The following is a 16,201-nucleotide window of genomic DNA, read 5'->3' as shown; positions in this document are numbered from 1 at the left end:
CCCTTGCCGAGCGGGACGCAGGCTGTTAACGTCCGGACAGGCGTTTATTTTTGAGATAGCACAGGAAGTCTATGAATTCGTTGCGTTTGGAACCCATTTCTCGTGTGGCCGGAGAGGTCAATCTGCCCGGCTCCAAGAGTGTCTCTAACCGTGCGCTGCTGCTGGCGGCGCTGGCTCGTGGCACTACCCGTCTGACCAACCTGCTCGACAGCGATGACATTCGTCATATGCTGGCTGCGCTGACCCAGCTCGGGGTCAAGTACAAGCTCTCCGCCGACAAGACCGAATGTACCGTGCAGGGGCTGGGCCGCAGCTTTGCGGTGAAAGAGCCGGTCAATCTGTTCCTCGGCAACGCCGGTACTGCCATGCGACCGCTCTGCGCCGCGCTATGCCTCGGCTCAGGTGAATATACCCTGGGCGGCGAGCCGCGCATGGAAGAGCGTCCCATCGGCCATCTGGTGGATGCCCTGCGTGAAGCCGGTGCCCATATCCAGTACCTCAAACACGATGGTTATCCGCCGCTGGTGGTGGATGCCAAGGGGCTGTGGGGCGGCGATGTGCACGTCGATGGCTCCGTCTCCAGCCAGTTCCTGACCGCGTTTTTGATGGCTGCGCCGATGGCGGCCGGTGATACCCGGATCCACATCAAGGGGGAGCTGGTCTCCAAGCCTTACATCGACATCACTCTGCACATCATGAAGCAGTTCGGGGTGGTCATCGAGCACGACAACTACAAGCTGTTCTACATCAAGGGCAACCAGACCTACATCAGCCCGGGTGACTTTCTGGTGGAAGGAGATGCCTCCAGCGCCTCCTACTTCCTCGCGGCGGGCGCCATCAAGGGCAAGGTGCGGGTCACCGGTATCGGCAAGCACAGCATTCAGGGCGATATCCATTTCGCCGATGTGCTGGAAAAGATGGGCGCGCGCATCACCTGGGGCGATGATTTCATCGAGGCGGAGCAGGCACCGCTGCACGGAGTGGATATGGACATGAACCATATTCCCGATGCGGCCATGACCATCGCCGTTGCCGCGCTGTTTGCCGAGGGGCCGACCTCCATTCGCAATATCTACAACTGGCGGGTGAAGGAGACCGATCGTCTGCACGCCATGGCGACCGAGCTGCGCAAGCTGGGCGTCGAAGTGGAGGAGGGGCATGACTTTATCACCGTGACCCCGCCGACCCAGCTCAAGCATGCCGAGATCGATACCTACAACGATCACCGTATCGCCATGTGTTTCTCGCTGGTGGCGCTGTCGGATACCCCGGTCACCATCAATGATCCCAAGTGCACCTCGAAGACCTTCCCGGATTACTTCGACAAGCTGGCCAGTATCAGCCAGCGTGGCTGATCACTGACAAACCCGTCATCACCGACGCTTCGGGCCCGCGCTGAGCGGGCCTTTTTGCCTTCCTTATCCGCACTTCCATTTTGCCTAGCATTATTTCAATAACTTGCAAGATCGCCATATAAAATAGTTTTGTGATTGCTGTAATTTCCTATTTACACGTGCGCTGTCGCGGGCTATGTTGAGATTTCCTAATCGCAGTCATCTAGCAGGAAGCCTTGTCATGCAGCATCAAACCGACGACGTTCGTATCAGTGAAATCAAAGAGTTATTACCCCCGGTTGCGGTGCTTGAGAAGTTTCCGGCTACCGAGGTGGCCTCGTCCACCGTTTTTGAATCCCGTCAGGCCATTCACAATATCCTGGCCGGCGAAGATGATCGTCTGCTGGTGGTGATTGGTCCTTGCTCCATCCATGATCCGGTTGCCGCGCTGGAGTATGGCAAGCGCCTCAAGGCGCTGCGCGACGAGCTGAAAGGTCAGCTGGAGATCGTGATGCGGGTCTACTTCGAAAAACCGCGCACCACAGTGGGCTGGAAGGGGCTGATCAACGATCCGTACCTCGATAACAGCTGCAAGATCAACGACGGTCTGCGCATTGGTCGCAAGCTGTTGCTGGATCTCAACGACATGGGACTGCCAACTGCCTCCGAGTTCCTCGACATGATCACCCCGCAATATGTGGCGGATCTGATGAGCTGGGGCGCGATCGGTGCCCGTACCACCGAATCCCAGGTACACCGCGAGCTGGCCTCCGGTCTCTCCTGTCCGGTGGGCTTCAAGAACGGCACTGACGGCACCATCAAGGTCGCCATCGATGCCATCGGGGCTGCCAGTGCGCCGCACCACTTCCTGTCGGTCACCAAGTACGGTCACTCCGCCATCGTGGCGACCCGTGGCAACCCGGATTGTCACATCATTCTGCGTGGTGGTCGTGAGCCGAACTACAGCGCCGCCCATGTCAGCGAAGTTGTGAAGGGGCTGGAGAAGGCCGGTCTGCCGCAGAAGGTGATGATCGACTTTAGTCATGCCAACAGCAGCAAGCAATTCAAGAACCAGATGGTGGTGGCCGAGGATGTGGCTGGCCAACTGCGTGCCGGCAGCAAGGCGGTGTTTGGTGTGATGGTGGAGAGCCATCTGGTGGAAGGGCGTCAGGATCTGGTGGAAGGGTGTGAACTCACTGTCGGTCAGAGCATCACCGATGCCTGCATCGGTTGGGCTGATACCGAAGTGTTGCTGCGCAACCTGGCGGATGCCGTTGCAACCCGTAACGCCCGCTAAAACCATCCCGGCGGCGCTGTTAATCGTCAACGCGCCGCTGGAACAGCAACGATGCCATTCGGCCAAATCGAATCCATAAAGCAAAAGCGCGACCCTCGGGTCGCGCTTTTTCGTTGGTGAAGTGGATTACCAACGGTAGGTTTTCAGCAGTGCCTCCAGTTTCTGGCACTGCTCCACCAGCTGGATGCTGGCGAGGTTGGCGGCGTGCGCCTGACCCAGGGTGTCGTTGGAGGTGTTGCGAATATCGCTCACCGAGCTGTCTACCTCATGGCAGACCCTATCCTGCTCTTCGGCCGACTGGGCCATCTGGGCGTTGAGGTCGTTGATACGGGCGATGCGCTCGATGATATTCTGCATGGCTGCCAGGGTCGCTTCGGTCTTGCTGATGCTCTCATCGGCTTTGCTTTTTGCATCCCCGATCACCGTAACAGCGCTCTGGGCCTCATTTTGCAGGGCGGCGATCATCTGGGAGATCTCTTCGCTGGCGGCGCGGCTGCGGTTGGAGAGGGCCCGCACTTCATCGGCCACCACCGCAAAGCCACGGCCTTGCTCACCTGCCCGGGCCGCTTCAATGGCAGCGTTGAGGGCCAGCAGGTTGGTCTGATCGGCAATCCCCTTGATCACCTCGAGCACACCGTCAACCGCAAGGCAGCGGCTGTCGAGTTGCTGGATCACCTGATCCACCCGATCGATCTCTGCCGACATCTCGCCCATATCGGTGATGGAGTGCTGGGCGAGACGACTGGTGTCAGCGGCATCCTGATTGGTGAGAGCGGAGAGCTCGGCGCTGTGGCGGGCATGTTCGCGCACTTCATGAGAGCTGGCGGCCAGCTCGCTGACGGCGGCGGCAACCTGGGTGGTCATCCCCTCTTGCTGGCGGGCCGAGTTTTCGGTCTGGGTCGCCACCTGACGGATCTGGTTCGACTCCTGATAGAGCTGGTGGGTCGCCCCTTCCACCTCCTGCAGGCTGTGGCGGAATCCCTGCACCATGTCATTGACGGCGCGGGTCATCTGGCCCAGTTCATCCCGGCTGTGATTGACCAGGGGGAGGGCGAGGTCGCGCTCTTTGGCCATCCGGATCATGGTGAGTTGCAGCTGGCGCAGAGGGTGTTTCACGTAGCGTTGTAATACCCACCAGAGCAAGCCGAAGCCGAGGCTGAAGACGGCGGCCAGGCTGCCGCTCAGGATCAGGTTGTTGTGGCGGATCTCGCCGAAGGTGTGGCTGAGGTCATAACTGATCCGCACAGCCCCCATCACGGTCCCCTCATTGACCTGATGACAGGTGAGGCACTGGGTGCCGCGATACTCCTTGTAGGCTTTGAACGGTTTGATCAGGGTGAGCCGGTTGCCCTGCTGCTCCAGAATGGCTTCGCCCTGATTGATGGCACGCTCATCGAGGGGATCCTGCACTTTCTGATCCGGATGACCCGGGCCAAACAGGTTGCTGACGGCCGGCGCGCGCACCAGACGGGCCTCAACGATGCCCGCTTCACTCTTGAGTTTGGTCTGCACTATCTGCCGGTTGGCCATGCCACCTGTCATCATCAGCACGTTCACCTGATCCATATAGGTGTTGGCCATGCTCTCAACTTTCTCCTCTGCCAGCCGGATGGCGAGATCCCGTTGCAGCCAAGCGGAGAGTTCGAAGCAGAGGCCAAAGGTAGTGCTGATGACCAGCGCAAGAGGGAGGAATATTTTCCAGTTCAAGGAGAGGTTATGCATTTTGGGCAAGTTCCATGCGCTTGGTGTTGTTATGTGATCCCGTATCATCTTGATCGTAGACGAAGAAACGGCGGGAGATGGTTCTCTATCGGCACACGATAACCACTCTTGAGTAAATAATCTGTTAAGCAGATCGGTAATGCAGGTTGCCAAAATGCCTTTCGGGAGGGGGGCTGCTCCTCGGGTTGATCCAGAACAAATTGCCAGTAACGATAATCGTTATCATTGTCATTATTTGCTGATAATAGTGACCATCATGAATCTGACCCCTTCCATGACCGGTATTGCCACGCCGGATCCCCTCAAATTTGCTTTTAGCGCCAAGACCTCGGCTCACGCCAGTCGGGGAGGGATGCGCCCCTTCCCGTTGGATGAGGCTGGCTGGCAGAGCTGGTGGCAGCGAGAGAGTGAAGCTGAGGAGCGCGCCCTCTACATCCATATTCCGTTTTGCCGAAAGCGCTGCAGCTTCTGCAATTTCTTTGAAAATGGCGCCAATCCGGCGCGGATAAACCGCTATGTCAACGCCCTCTGCGCCTCCCTTGCGCAGGCGGCTGACACCCCGCTGGCGCAGAGCATGCCATTTTCAGCCGTCTATGTGGGGGGCGGTACGCCGACCGACATGAGCGCCGACGAGCTGGCCATGCTGGCCGCCGTGATCCGCCGTTTTCCGCTGGCGGCGGATGCCGAGGTGACGCTGGAGGGACGCCTCAACGGCTTTAATGATGAGAAATGGCAGGTGGCGTTGGCGGGGGGCTTCAACCGCTTCTCGTTCGGGGTACAGAGCTTTGATACCCGGGTGCGTCAGCAGGCGGCCCGTTTCGATGACAGGGAGACGCTGCTGACCCGTCTGGGTGAGCTGACCCGGGATGATGCGGCTGTGATCGTGGCGGATCTTATCTTTGGTCTGCCCGGTCAGGATGATGCCGTGTGGCAGCAGGATATCCGCGATGTGATGGCGAGCGGTGTACACGGGGTCGATCTCTACCAGCTCATCGCCATGCAGGGCACCAATCTGGAGCGAGCGCAGGAGAAGGGCACCCTGGATTGGCTCGCCGATGGCCAGCAGCGGGCGGCCATGTATGCCTATGGCGGGGCGCAACTGGAAGCTCACGGCTGGGAGCGTCTCTCTTGCAGCCACTGGCGGCGCAGCCCGGCCGAGCAGAGTCGTTATAACCAGATGGCCAAGCGCGGTGCGGAGATCCTCCCCTTTGGCGCCGGTGCTGGGGGCAGCATTCTTGGCCACGGCTTGATGTATGGACGGGATCTGGCCCCCTGGCATGACGCGCTGGCCAGTGGCAAGCGGGCGCCCGGGATGGTGATGGGACGCAATCCCAATGCAAGGATGGACGGTCTGCTGCGTGGCGCCCTCGACAGCGGTGTGCTGGCGCTGGATCGTCTGCCAGCGCCTTTGCTGACCCATCTGATGCCGCTTTTTGCCGCCTGGCAGCAGCACGGGCTGGCTGAGGTCGAGAATGCACGGTTGCAACTCACCCTCGCCGGACGCTTCTGGAACGTCAATATGCAGGCTGGCTTGTTCGAGTTCTTGCAGCTCAATCCGCTCGATGGTTCAGCGTCGCCCAGCCATGGTACCGCCGCGGTGCGCCATTCGCTGGTTTGAGCCCGAGCGGAGCATTTGCACGACTCAGTGCGATCCATAACGAAAGAGGGAGCCTTGCAGGCTCCCTCTTTTGGCTTGGCAGTTAGCGTCGCGCGAGCTTACTCGTCGCTGCTCTCCTGATAGCTGTCGCGCATTGCTTTGGGCAAGCGGCGCATCGGCGCAAAGCCGATATCCTCACCCACTACTTCCCGCTTGCGGGACTTGTTTTGAGGAGACTGGGCGGGATTTTTGCTGGCGTCACCCTTGGCTTTGCCCTTACCCGCGGCTGGCTTGCCCTTGGCATTGCTGCTCTTGGCGTTGGCATGACCGCGAGCCCGAGGCGGGTTCTGCACCGGCTTGCTGCCCGGCAGAGTCTGGCGACTCGGCTTGCCGCTTGGCTCATACCCTTCCAGGATCTCCACGGACAGGGATTGGCCGATCAGTGCTTCGATCGCCTTGAGCTGACCCAGCTCGTCCTGGCTGACCAGCGAGATGGCCTCGCCGCCACGACCGGCGCGGCCGGTACGGCCGATACGGTGGATGTAATCTTCCGCCATCTGGGGCAGTTCAAAGTTGATCACATAGGGCAGTTGATCGATATCGAGACCGCGGGCGGCGATATCGGTCGCTACCAGCACCCGCACCTCGCCACTGCGAAAATCGGCCAGCGCCCGGTTGCGGGCACCCTGGCTCTTGTCACCGTGGATCGCCACGGTATTGAGACCATCTTTTTGCATCTGCTGGGCGAGGCGGTCGGCGATCTGCTTGGTGCGAACAAACACCAGCACCCGCTGCCAGTTGCCACGGCCAATCATATGGGAGAGCAGCTCGCGGCGGCGTTCCCGATCCACCTGAATGATGCGCTGGGTCACCTGCTCGGCGGCAGTATTGCTGGGGTCCACCTCGATGAGTGTAGGGTCGTTCAGCAGATCATCCGCCAGCGCCTTGATGTCGTTTGAGAAGGTGGCAGAGAAGAGCAGGGTTTGCCGCTCTGCAGGCAGCGCCTTCATGATGCGGCGGATGTCGACGATAAAGCCCATGTCGAGCATGCGATCCGCTTCATCCAGCACCAGCACTTCCAGCTGGCTCAGGGTCAGGGCGCCCTGGGTCAGCAGATCCAGCAGACGGCCCGGGGTGGCGACCAGAATGTCCACCCCCAGCTTGATGGCGTCCAGATTGGGCTTGATGCTGACACCGCCATAGGCGATCAGAGTCTTGAACGGCAGGTGGTGGGCATACTTGATGATGCTCTCGCCCACCTGTGCCGCCAGTTCGCGGGTCGGGGTCAGTACCAGTGCGCGTACCTGACGACGGCCACGACCATGGTTGGCCAGCAGACGCTGCAACATCGGCAGGGTGAAACCGGCCGTTTTGCCTGTGCCTGTCTGAGCGCCGCCGAGCACATCCTGACCGGCCAGAATGGCCGGAATCGCTTGCTGCTGGATGGGGGTTGGCTGTTCGTAACCCAGCTCCTTGACGGCCCGCAGAATATGCGGAGACAGACCCAGTTCGTTGAATGACATGTTCGAGAGAAACTCCTGAGATGAGCCTTTGGCTCAACGGGCAGCCAGCGTGTTGGGGCCAGCCACGATATGGAAAAGATAGTGGGGCCGTAATATAGCAAAAGAGCGGCCGCTGCGCAGTAGCTGTCGCACCGGCCGCCACACAATCGTTCAACGCCGTGGCGTAAAACGGTGCGGGAGCATCAGAGCATCTCGCGGATCTGCTCGGCCAGACTCTCCGGTTTGGCCTGGGGGGCGAAACGCTCTACCACATTGCCATCGCGGTCGATCAGGAACTTGGTGAAGTTCCATTTGACGTTTTCCAGCCCAAGAAATCCCGGTTTCTGTTGCTTGAGCCACTGGTAGAAGGGGTGGGCATGCTCACCGTTGACATCGCACTTGGCCATGATGGGGAAGGTGACCGGATAGTCGAGGGAGCAGAAGCGGGCGATTTCGTCCGCATCCCCCGGCTCCTGATGGCCAAACTGGTTGCAGGGGAAGCCCAAAATCACCAGCCCCTTGGGGCCGAGCTCCCGATAGAGCGTTTCCAGCCCTTCATATTGGGGAGTAAAGCCGCAGCGACTGGCCACATTGACCACCAGCACCACCTTGCCCGCCAGTTGAGCCAGCGGGTAGGGGGTACCATCCAGTCGTTGCAAAGTGAGATCGGGCAGAGGCATGAGAAGATCCTTTCGTGGGTGATGCGCGGGTTGTGCCGTGAGTGGTTCGGTCGGTGACAGAGACAAGCGCCGGATGAACAGCAACATGGCGATGCGGATACGGTATCGGCTGGCTCTTGGCACCGCAAGGAGGCCGCGGCGCCTCCTCGTCCCGATTGCAAGGGCCATCACAGTTTCGACAGCCAATACGCTCTTTGGCAGGGCGGGATCACAACTGGCGACAAAAATGCGGGGCGGTGGGCAGCAACTCGCGTATTGATGTTGGGACTTCTCAAGAGAAGCAAACCGGTTTGTGACTTTGCCGGTAAGTCGCTACAAAGCGCCCTCTTTCCACTCATTGTGAGCCAATCTTGGACTATCAAGCTGCCATGGATGCCATTTACACCCGGGGATGGGTGATAGTGGATGATTTTTTGACCGCCGCCGAGGTGGATGCCCTCAAAGCCTGTTTGCCAAGCGAATGGCAACCGGCCGGGATCGGCCGTGACGCCCTGCATCAGGGCAATCCCGATATTCGCCGTGACCAGATCCACTGGCTGGAGCCCTCCCTCGGTGCGCCGGTGGCTGACTACCTCGCCCGGATGGAGTCCCTGCGTCTTGCCGCCAACCGGATGCTGATGCTGGGATTGTTCGACTACGAGGCCCACTTCGCCCGCTATCGCAGCGGGGATTTTTACGCCACCCATAGGGATGCCTTTGCCGGTCGCTCCAACCGCCGCCTTACCACCGTGTTTTACCTAAACAACGACTGGCTGCCCGAAGCGGGTGGAGTGCTGCGCATGTATGACGACCAGGAGCAGTTTCTGATGGATGTCAGCCCAAAGGGGGGACGGCTGGTCATGTTTCTCTCCGAGGAGTTTCCCCACGAGGTGCTGCCTGCCAATCAGGAGCGCTACAGCATTGCCGGCTGGTTTCGGGTCAATGGCAACGGCATGGGAAGGGTCGATCCCCCGCGCTGAGGGGCAATGTGTCCCGATTTTGACACAGGGGAGACTTTTCACTGCAAGAAGTGGGGTCATGGGTCTCCCATCAGCTGACAAGGGTTGATCTCCCTTGCTACACTGGCGCGCACTTATGTTCGTATCTGGCTTCGTCCGGTTTTTATGGTGGTTGGCTTATCAAATGGTCATGACGAGGCCGCTTTTCCCAAGGGATCACATCTAATGAAGAACATGCATGTCTTGCTGCTGTGCGGCGGCGGTGGCTCCGAGCACGAGGTTTCTCTGCGCAGCGCCAATTTCCTCGAGCAACAACTGGGCCTTCTGCCCGGTGTCGAAGTGACCCGCGTCGAGATGTTCGCCGATCGCTGGCTCAGTGCCGATGGCCGCGAGTGCAAGCTGGGGCTCGACAAGCTGCTTTCGTTTGACAGCGTGGCCCGTCCGGTGGATTACGTGGTGCCCTGCATCCACGGCTACCCGGGTGAGACCGGCGATCTGCAATCCTTCCTCGAACTGGCCGGATTGCCTTATCTCGGTTGCGATGCCGAGGCGAGCAAGATCTGCTTCAACAAGATCAGCACCAAGTTGTGGCTCTCCGCCATCGGCATTCCCAACACCCCGTACCTGTTCCTGACCGAGCAAAATGAGGCGGCGCTGGCCGAGGCCAAAGCCGCGCTGGCCAAGTGGGGCAAGGTCTTTATCAAGGCCGCCTCCCAGGGCTCTTCCGTTGGCTGCTACTCCGCCAGCAACGAAGCTGACCTGGTGAAGGGCATTGCCGATGCTTTCGGTTACTCCGAGCAGGTACTGATTGAGAAGGCGGTCAAGCCGCGCGAGCTGGAAGTGGCGGTTTACCAGTATGGTGACGAGCTGGTGGCGACTTATCCGGGCGAGATCTGCGTGCCGCAGGACAAGTTCTACACCTATGAAGAGAAGTACAGTAGCGCCAGCCATACCGAGACGGCACTGCGTGCCGAGGGGCTGACCCAGGCGCAGGCCGATGCGATCCACGAGTATGCCCTCAAGGCGTTCCGTCAGCTGAAACTGACCCATCTCTCGCGCATCGACTTCTTCCTGACCGAGGAGGGGGAGATCTTGCTGAATGAAATCAACACCTTCCCGGGCATGACCTCCATCTCCATGTTCCCGAAACTGCTGGAGCATCACGGTCACCGCTTCGCCGACTACCTTGAGCAGATCCTGCGCAAGGCCAGCTAAGTGCGCTCTCCCGCTCGCGGGATGAAGCAGGACCCAATAAAAAAATCCCCGCCAATCGGCGGGGATTTTTTTATGCCTTTATCAAGCGGGGCAGGCCAGCTTGAAGGGATAAACAGGCGGGGAGGGGATGACCCTTCCCCGCCTGTTGCTACCAGTGCGTTAGCCGCGAGCCACCCGAAAGCGTACGCTGCGGGAGTGGCACGGCGCCAGCTCGCCAAATTCGCCAGCGGCCAGTTCAAGGGGCAGGGGCTGCTCGTCCATCCGCACCGCTTGCCAGTCGTTCAGGGCGTGTTCGCAGCTCACTTTGCCACCCTCCAGTACCACCTGCTCGCTCGGGTTGTAGACCCGGATCACCAGCGCCTCTTCATCCTCTGCCTTTTTCAGGGCGCTCAGCACCGGACCGGAGGGGTCCATGGTGAGCAGGCTGAAGTGGAGCGGGGTGGTGAAGCTTGCCTTGTTGAGCTTCATGGCATCGAACGGGATCTTGTTGTAGCAGCGCACCGGGGTGAGGTAGCTGCGCGCCGCCTGCATCACGTTGGCGCTGATGTGATCGCCAGCAAACGCCAGCAGGCTGAAACGGCAGCTGAGTTTGCCACGCACCTGGGAGTCCGGGGTGGGCAGCTTGATGCCGGAGGGGCGACCCGGGCGTAGCAGCAGCTCCTCTTTACCGAGTACGCCGACCCCGCGCAGCAGGGTGAGCGCCAGGGTGTCGCACTGCTCACCGATCACTTCAAACTCGCGCAGACCGTCGCTCAGCACCGCCAGCCCCTGCTTGCCATCTTGCAGGGCGACGAAGTTCATCAGCTGCCAGACCGGAACGGGTGCCTCTTTCCACCCCTCCGCTTCCCAGTTCGCCATGGCGCTGTCGCGGGTGGGGCGGGTGATGCAGCCAAACTGGTTGTCAGAGACCACAGTGTCGCTCGGGAAGGGGGTGGGGATCAGCACCCGCACCCGGTGATCATCGGCCTGATTGTCGAGCTCCAACTCGATGTCGATGCGTGGGCTCTGGTGCGCCAGGGTGATGCGGCAGGTGACATCAAGGTGGCCGCTGCACTGGCGGTTGGCCCGCTCGGCGAGGTTGGCAGGCAGAGCCATGCGCAGTTTGAGGGTCGCAATGCTTTGCCACGCCTGATGGGTAACCTCGCGAGTCACCGCAAACTCGGTGGAGTAGCGCAGCCACTCATCCCGAGATGGCGAGTAGTCATACTCGTCGCCATCATCAGAACCCTCTTCCAGCGTGAGCACCTGATCGAACGTGGTGCCGCGCAGCTTGTCCAGGATCTGCAAGGTGCCGTTGTCATTGAGGACGATGCGGTAAAAATCGTTCTCTAGCAGCTCGCCGCTGGCCGTCACCGGTTGCTCCACTCCCGGCTGATTGCCCTCGATATGGAGAGTGCAGTAGCCCATGGCCGGCAGCGGATGGCAGAGCTGGATGTCGTACTCCATAAAGGGGTCGTAGTTGCCGTAGTGCACGATCTGTCTGTCCACCAGACCCGGGTCAATCTCGCGTCTGGCACGGATGAAGTAGGGGACCGGCTGGCCCGCTTCATCGCGCAGGGCAAAGGATTGGGCGCGAATGCGGATGCTGGTGTTGATCACCTCCTGACGGGGGAAAGGCATCAGGTTGAACAGGCAGAGTTTGTCGGCCACCTGCATGCTGTCTTCACAGAGCGCCACCGGCATGTTGTCGACAATCTTGCGCATGGAGAAGCGGATCAGGTTCTCGGCCATGTCGTCGGCCAGAATGAAGCGGGTCATCACCTCCTGATGCACCTTGTCGCTACAGCAGCAGCCGATGCTGTCATGGGCGTGGTTCTTCATGATCTCCTTCCACATCTTCTCCAACAGCCCGTGGTGGTACTCGAAGCCGAGCGCCCAGGCGATGCTCGCCAGCGGTTCTAGGATGTTGACGATCTTGTTCTCGATGGCGGCGTGGGCCAGCTTGATGTCCATCCGGGTGGAGGAGATGGTGCGGTGTACCCGCATGTATTTGCCGTCGTTGAACTCCCCCTTGAGGGTGGCCAGTTGGTCGCGGCACGCCTCGATGCGCTCGAAGACCTGCTCGAAGCGGCTCATGTGGAATTCACGCTGGGGGTAGATCTCGCGCAGCTTGTCGATGATGGCGAAGATGTTCTGTTGCAGCGGCATCTGATCGTGGCCGTTGGGCAGCAGGATATCCTGAGTGACCGAGGCCTTCTCCAGCACCTCGAAGTAGGATTCGAGCCGCTTGCTCAGGCCAGCCTCATCTTCCGGCAGGTACTTGCCGATGGCGTAGCCAAGCGGAAGCACCTGGGCGGTCACCTCGCTGCCATCGTTGCTCTGCCAGAGGAACTCGGTCTTGTCGGTGCCGTGGCGCTCGGAGCAACCGCGCCAGAACATGGCTCGATCGATCCCGAAGCCGTTGAAGATGTGGGGCAGCTGGGAGGACATGCCGAACGAGTCGGGCAGGTAACCGATCTTCATCGGCTCGCCAAGGCTGAGGCAGTCGCGCATCCCGTAGAGCAGGTTGCGCAGGATGGACTCGCCGCTCACCTGCATGGTGTCGGTCTGGGTGTACCAGGGGCCGATGATCAGCTTGCCCGCTTCCACCAGCGCCTTCACCCGGGCCTTGTTCTCGGGCTGGATGGCAAAGTAATCCTCCAGCACCGCGGTCTGGCCGTCCAGCACATAGAACTTATAGTCGGGGTCGGATTCAAGACGCGCCAGGATCTCCGCCATGTTGTTGACCAGCAGAATGCGGGACTCCTCGGTGGTGAAGTACCACTCCCGATCCCAGTGCATGTGCGGCGTGATGTGAACTCGTGAAACTGTCATGACAATGATCCTTTGCTGACGCACGGCGGCCCTTGCCTGCCGTGCGGAAAAATAGTCTGTTGAAAAACCGTTTGTGAGGATGAGCCTTACTCTGCGGCGACCACCTGATAGGTGCCGCGCTGCATGGCGTGACGGCGCCAGCCGATCAGCACCACAGTGGAGATAAGGGTGCCCACCAGCGCCGCACCGAGCCAGACGGCGGCAGCCATCAGGGCACCGTGGCCGCCATCGTGGAGCAGGAACAGGGAGAAGATGCCGGCCCCCGGGGTGGAGAGACCAATCCCCATGGCTCCCACCATGGCGCCGGTGACCACCGAGCCTGCGAGGAAGGAGCCGATCACCCGGATCGGATCTTCGATGGCCATCGGAATGGCGCCCTCGGTGATCCCCGCCAGCCCCAGTAGCCAGGTCGACTTGCCGGTCTCGATCTCGAAGGTCTGGAACAGGCGCGGCGCCAGCAGGGTGGAGGCGGTGACGGTAAAGGCCGAGACCATCTTGACCGCGCCGAAGATGGCGTAGGGGCCGTAGACCCCGTTGGCCATGGCGCCGAGGCAGAAGGCGTAGGCCGCCTTGTTGACCGGGCCACCCAAGTCAAACGAGCACATAAAGCCGAGCAGGGCGCCCAGTACCAGCGCATTGGTGCCGGAGAGGCCGTTGAGCCACTCGGTGAGGCTGTTGTTGAGCCAGGCTACCGGCTGGCCGATGACAAACAGCATCAGGCTGCCCGCCACCAGAGTGCCGATCACCGGATAGAGGTAAAAGGTGAGAAAGCCGTTGAAGTTGGGGCTAAGGCGCACATGCTGTTTGACCCAGCGCATCAGGTAACCGGCGATAAGACCGCCGACCACGCCGCCGAGAAAACCGGAGCCAATCATGTTGGCGGCCAGTCCCGCCGCAAAGCCCGGGCCCAGCGCCGGTTTGTCTGCCAGCGAATAGGCGGTATAGGCCGCCAGCACCGGCACCATCAGGGTGCCCAGCATGCCACCGCCCAGCTTGCGATACATCCAGAGCCAGGAGTTCTCGGTATCAAACAGATGCTGCAGGCCGAACATCTGGGCCAGCAGCACAGAGACGGCGAGCACGGTACCGCCCGCCACGATCAGCGGCACGGCAAAGGAGATACCGCTCAGCAGCGCCTGCTTGAGCTCGGTCTTGAGGCCCACCTTCTTGCCGGTTGGCGCGTCGCTCTGGTTGGGGTTGGGCGTCGGGGCGGTGCGACCGGCCTTGGCCGCTTCCAGCGCCTCATTCAGGATCCGCTCGGCATGGCGGATGGGCTCGGCCACCGGTGTCTCGATCCGGGGGATACCGGCAAAACGCTCCTGCTCCTTGATGGCCACCTCGGCGGCGAAGATGCATGCTACTGCAGCATCGAGCGCCTCTTGCGGCAGGCGATCCTCGATGCCGTTGGCACCCTGCTTTTCGACCAGTACCCGAATGCCCAGCTTGCGCCCCGCTTTTTCCAGATACTCGGCGGCCATATAGGTGTGGGCGATCCCCGCCGGACAGGCGGTGACACAGACCACAGGGGGTTTATTTGTATCTAAGTTGTCTTCTTTTGCTGGTTGCTTGCCGCTATCCCCTTCACCATCTAGCAGCGCCATCAGTTGCTCGGCACTTTTGGCTGCCAGCACCGCCTCGCGGGTATCGTCATCCACCAGGGCGGTGGTGAGGGTGGTGAGCAGCTGCATATGGGTGGAGCCTGCCTGATCGGTCGGGATCGCCAGCATGAAGATCAGGTTGACCGGCTCGGGGCCGTCGATCCCCTCCCAGCCCAGCTCCTCGCTCAGGGTAGCGACGGCAAAGGCCGCTTCGCGCACCGCATCGCACTTGCCGTGGGGCACTGCCAGCCCTTCGCCAAGGGCGGTGGGGCCCTGCGCCTCGCGGGCCATGACCGCAGCCAGAAAGGCAGCCTTGTCGTGCAGCTTGCCGGCCTGATCGAGCCGATCAGCCAGGGCATGAATGGCCGCATCCCGATCGGCAAACCGGGTTTGCAACGTGATGAGATGGGGGCCGGTAAGACTGGTCAGATTCATGATGATCCTCTGTCAGGTTGGCTTGCCAGCAAGCCGTCATGGTGAAAGTGACAGCGATGCTAACAAACCGGTCGACTGATTTTTGTGAGTGGTATCATACAATTCATTATTTGTATTGTTTTTGTATTGTTTGTTTGGGGTGATTTGTTAGGTCAAATGAGGCTGAGCCGTTTTGTCTGCCGGGCAACTGGGGTAGAATGGCGCCTCTTCCATTTATCATGGCGCAGAGCCGACGAGGTGGCCTTTCGTGTCGAAAAAACCCATGTATCGCCAGATAGCCGACACCATCCAGCAGTGGATTGCGCAAGGGGAGCTGGCTCCCGGCGATGCCCTGCCCACCGAAGCCGAGCTGCGCGAGCAGTTCGGGGTGAGCCGGGTGACGGTGCGTCAGGCCCTCAAGCAGCTGACCGAACTCAACGTCATCGAGAGCATTCAGGGCAGCGGCAGCTATGTGCGGCAGGAGAAGGTGAACTATGACATCTATCAGCTCACCAGCCTCTACGAGAAGGTGACCGATCCGGCGGCCGAGACTCACAGCGACATTCTTGCCTTCGAGGTGATCAAGGCGAGCCGCGAGCTGGCCGAGCGGCTCAATCTGCTGGAAGGGGCGCTGGTCTACTACGTCAAGCGGGTGCGCTTTATTCGCCAGATCGCGGTAACGCTGGAGGAGACCTGGATGCCGCTCGCTCTCTTCCCCGATCTCAGCTATGCGGTGATGCAGGGCTCGAAGTACCACTACATCGAAGAGGTCAAGCAGCTGGTGATCGACCGCAGCGAGCAGGAGATCATTCCGGTGCTCCCCTCGGCGCAGGTGGTGGAGGCGCTCGGTATCGATCCCGCCAAACCCATTATCGAGAAGGTCTCCCGCGGCTTCTTGCAAGATGGCACAGTGTTCGAGTTCAGTCGCAACTTCTTCAAGAGCGATGATTACAAGTTCACTCTGGTCGCCCGCCGCGCCAAGGGGTGAGCGGTCGCCAGCACCCGAGATAAAAAAGGCCGCCACCCTGTATGCGGTGGTGGCCTTTGTTTTTGGCAGATTGCCGGGCTGAATGGCAGATTGGCTGGTGGT

Annotated in this window: 11 protein-coding genes; 6 read left to right on the top strand and 5 right to left on the bottom strand. The window is 60.5% G+C overall.

The genetic code is table 11. The features are described 5' to 3' along the window. Positions 1-71 precede the first annotated feature (71 nt). Both aroA and aroG read left to right on the top strand, forming a co-directional pair. Positions 72-1,355 (top strand): 3-phosphoshikimate 1-carboxyvinyltransferase, encoded by a 1,284-nt coding sequence (gene aroA, locus AB5Y71_RS08425; RefSeq protein ID WP_005351267.1) that lies wholly within the window; start codon positions 72-74, stop codon positions 1,353-1,355. A 220-nt stretch (positions 1,356-1,575) separates the two neighbouring features. Next, positions 1,576-2,631, top strand: coding sequence for a 3-deoxy-7-phosphoheptulonate synthase AroG (gene aroG, locus AB5Y71_RS08420; protein ID WP_005351268.1), 1,056 nt, complete (start codon positions 1,576-1,578; stop codon positions 2,629-2,631). A 126-nt stretch (positions 2,632-2,757) separates the two neighbouring features. Here the strand turns inward: aroG and AB5Y71_RS08415 are convergent, their stop codons facing one another. Beyond that, positions 2,758-4,353 carry a methyl-accepting chemotaxis protein gene (locus AB5Y71_RS08415; RefSeq protein WP_005351270.1) on the bottom strand — a complete coding sequence of 532 codons (1,596 nt, stop codon included), beginning with the start codon at positions 4,351-4,353 and terminating at the stop codon, positions 2,758-2,760. 256 nt (positions 4,354-4,609) lie between these two features. On the opposite strand from AB5Y71_RS08415, the gene hutW reads away from it, so the two are divergent. Next, positions 4,610-5,971, top strand: coding sequence for a heme anaerobic degradation radical SAM methyltransferase ChuW/HutW (gene hutW / locus AB5Y71_RS08410; protein WP_368171382.1), 1,362 nt, complete (start codon positions 4,610-4,612; stop codon positions 5,969-5,971). 98 nt (positions 5,972-6,069) lie between these two features. Here the strand turns inward: hutW and AB5Y71_RS08405 are convergent, their stop codons facing one another. After that, positions 6,070-7,473 (bottom strand): DEAD/DEAH box helicase, encoded by a 1,404-nt coding sequence (locus AB5Y71_RS08405; RefSeq protein WP_005337040.1) that lies wholly within the window; start codon positions 7,471-7,473, stop codon positions 6,070-6,072. A gap of 182 nt (positions 7,474-7,655) precedes the next feature. Continuing rightward, complete coding sequence (locus AB5Y71_RS08400; protein WP_368171381.1) at positions 7,656-8,132, bottom strand: glutathione peroxidase; 477 nt, start codon at positions 8,130-8,132, stop codon at positions 7,656-7,658. A 350-nt stretch (positions 8,133-8,482) separates the two neighbouring features. On the opposite strand from AB5Y71_RS08400, the gene AB5Y71_RS08395 reads away from it, so the two are divergent. Both AB5Y71_RS08395 and AB5Y71_RS08390 read left to right on the top strand, forming a co-directional pair. Continuing rightward, entirely contained in the window at positions 8,483-9,091 is a 609-nt protein-coding gene (locus AB5Y71_RS08395) for a 2OG-Fe(II) oxygenase (protein ID WP_203116682.1), read from the top strand. A gap of 204 nt (positions 9,092-9,295) precedes the next feature. Continuing rightward, on the top strand, positions 9,296-10,285 hold the full coding sequence (locus AB5Y71_RS08390) for a D-alanine--D-alanine ligase (protein WP_058057457.1): 990 nt from the start codon (positions 9,296-9,298) through the stop codon (positions 10,283-10,285). A 159-nt stretch (positions 10,286-10,444) separates the two neighbouring features. Here AB5Y71_RS08390 and mngB read toward each other — a convergent pair whose 3' ends face one another. Together mngB and mngA are read right to left on the bottom strand one after the other, a co-directional pair. Next, positions 10,445-13,099, bottom strand: a complete 2,655-nt coding sequence (gene mngB / locus AB5Y71_RS08385; RefSeq protein WP_368171380.1) for a mannosylglycerate hydrolase — start codon at positions 13,097-13,099, stop codon at positions 10,445-10,447. Between the two features lie 86 nt (positions 13,100-13,185). After that, the gene (gene mngA, locus AB5Y71_RS08380; protein ID WP_368171379.1) at positions 13,186-15,132 is read right to left on the bottom strand and encodes a PTS 2-O-a-mannosyl-D-glycerate transporter subunit IIABC; all 1,947 of its coding nucleotides are present in this window, start codon (positions 15,130-15,132) and stop codon (positions 13,186-13,188) included. 247 nt (positions 15,133-15,379) lie between these two features. On the opposite strand from mngA, the gene AB5Y71_RS08375 reads away from it, so the two are divergent. Then, on the top strand, positions 15,380-16,099 hold the full coding sequence (locus AB5Y71_RS08375) for a GntR family transcriptional regulator (protein ID WP_069553902.1): 720 nt from the start codon (positions 15,380-15,382) through the stop codon (positions 16,097-16,099). Positions 16,100-16,201 lie beyond the last annotated feature (102 nt).

Source organism: Aeromonas sp. R9-2 (assembly GCF_040908025.1).
In the GTDB taxonomy this organism is placed as follows: domain Bacteria; phylum Pseudomonadota; class Gammaproteobacteria; order Enterobacterales; family Aeromonadaceae; genus Aeromonas; species Aeromonas veronii.
This window is presented reverse-complemented; position numbering and strand designations above follow the sequence as displayed.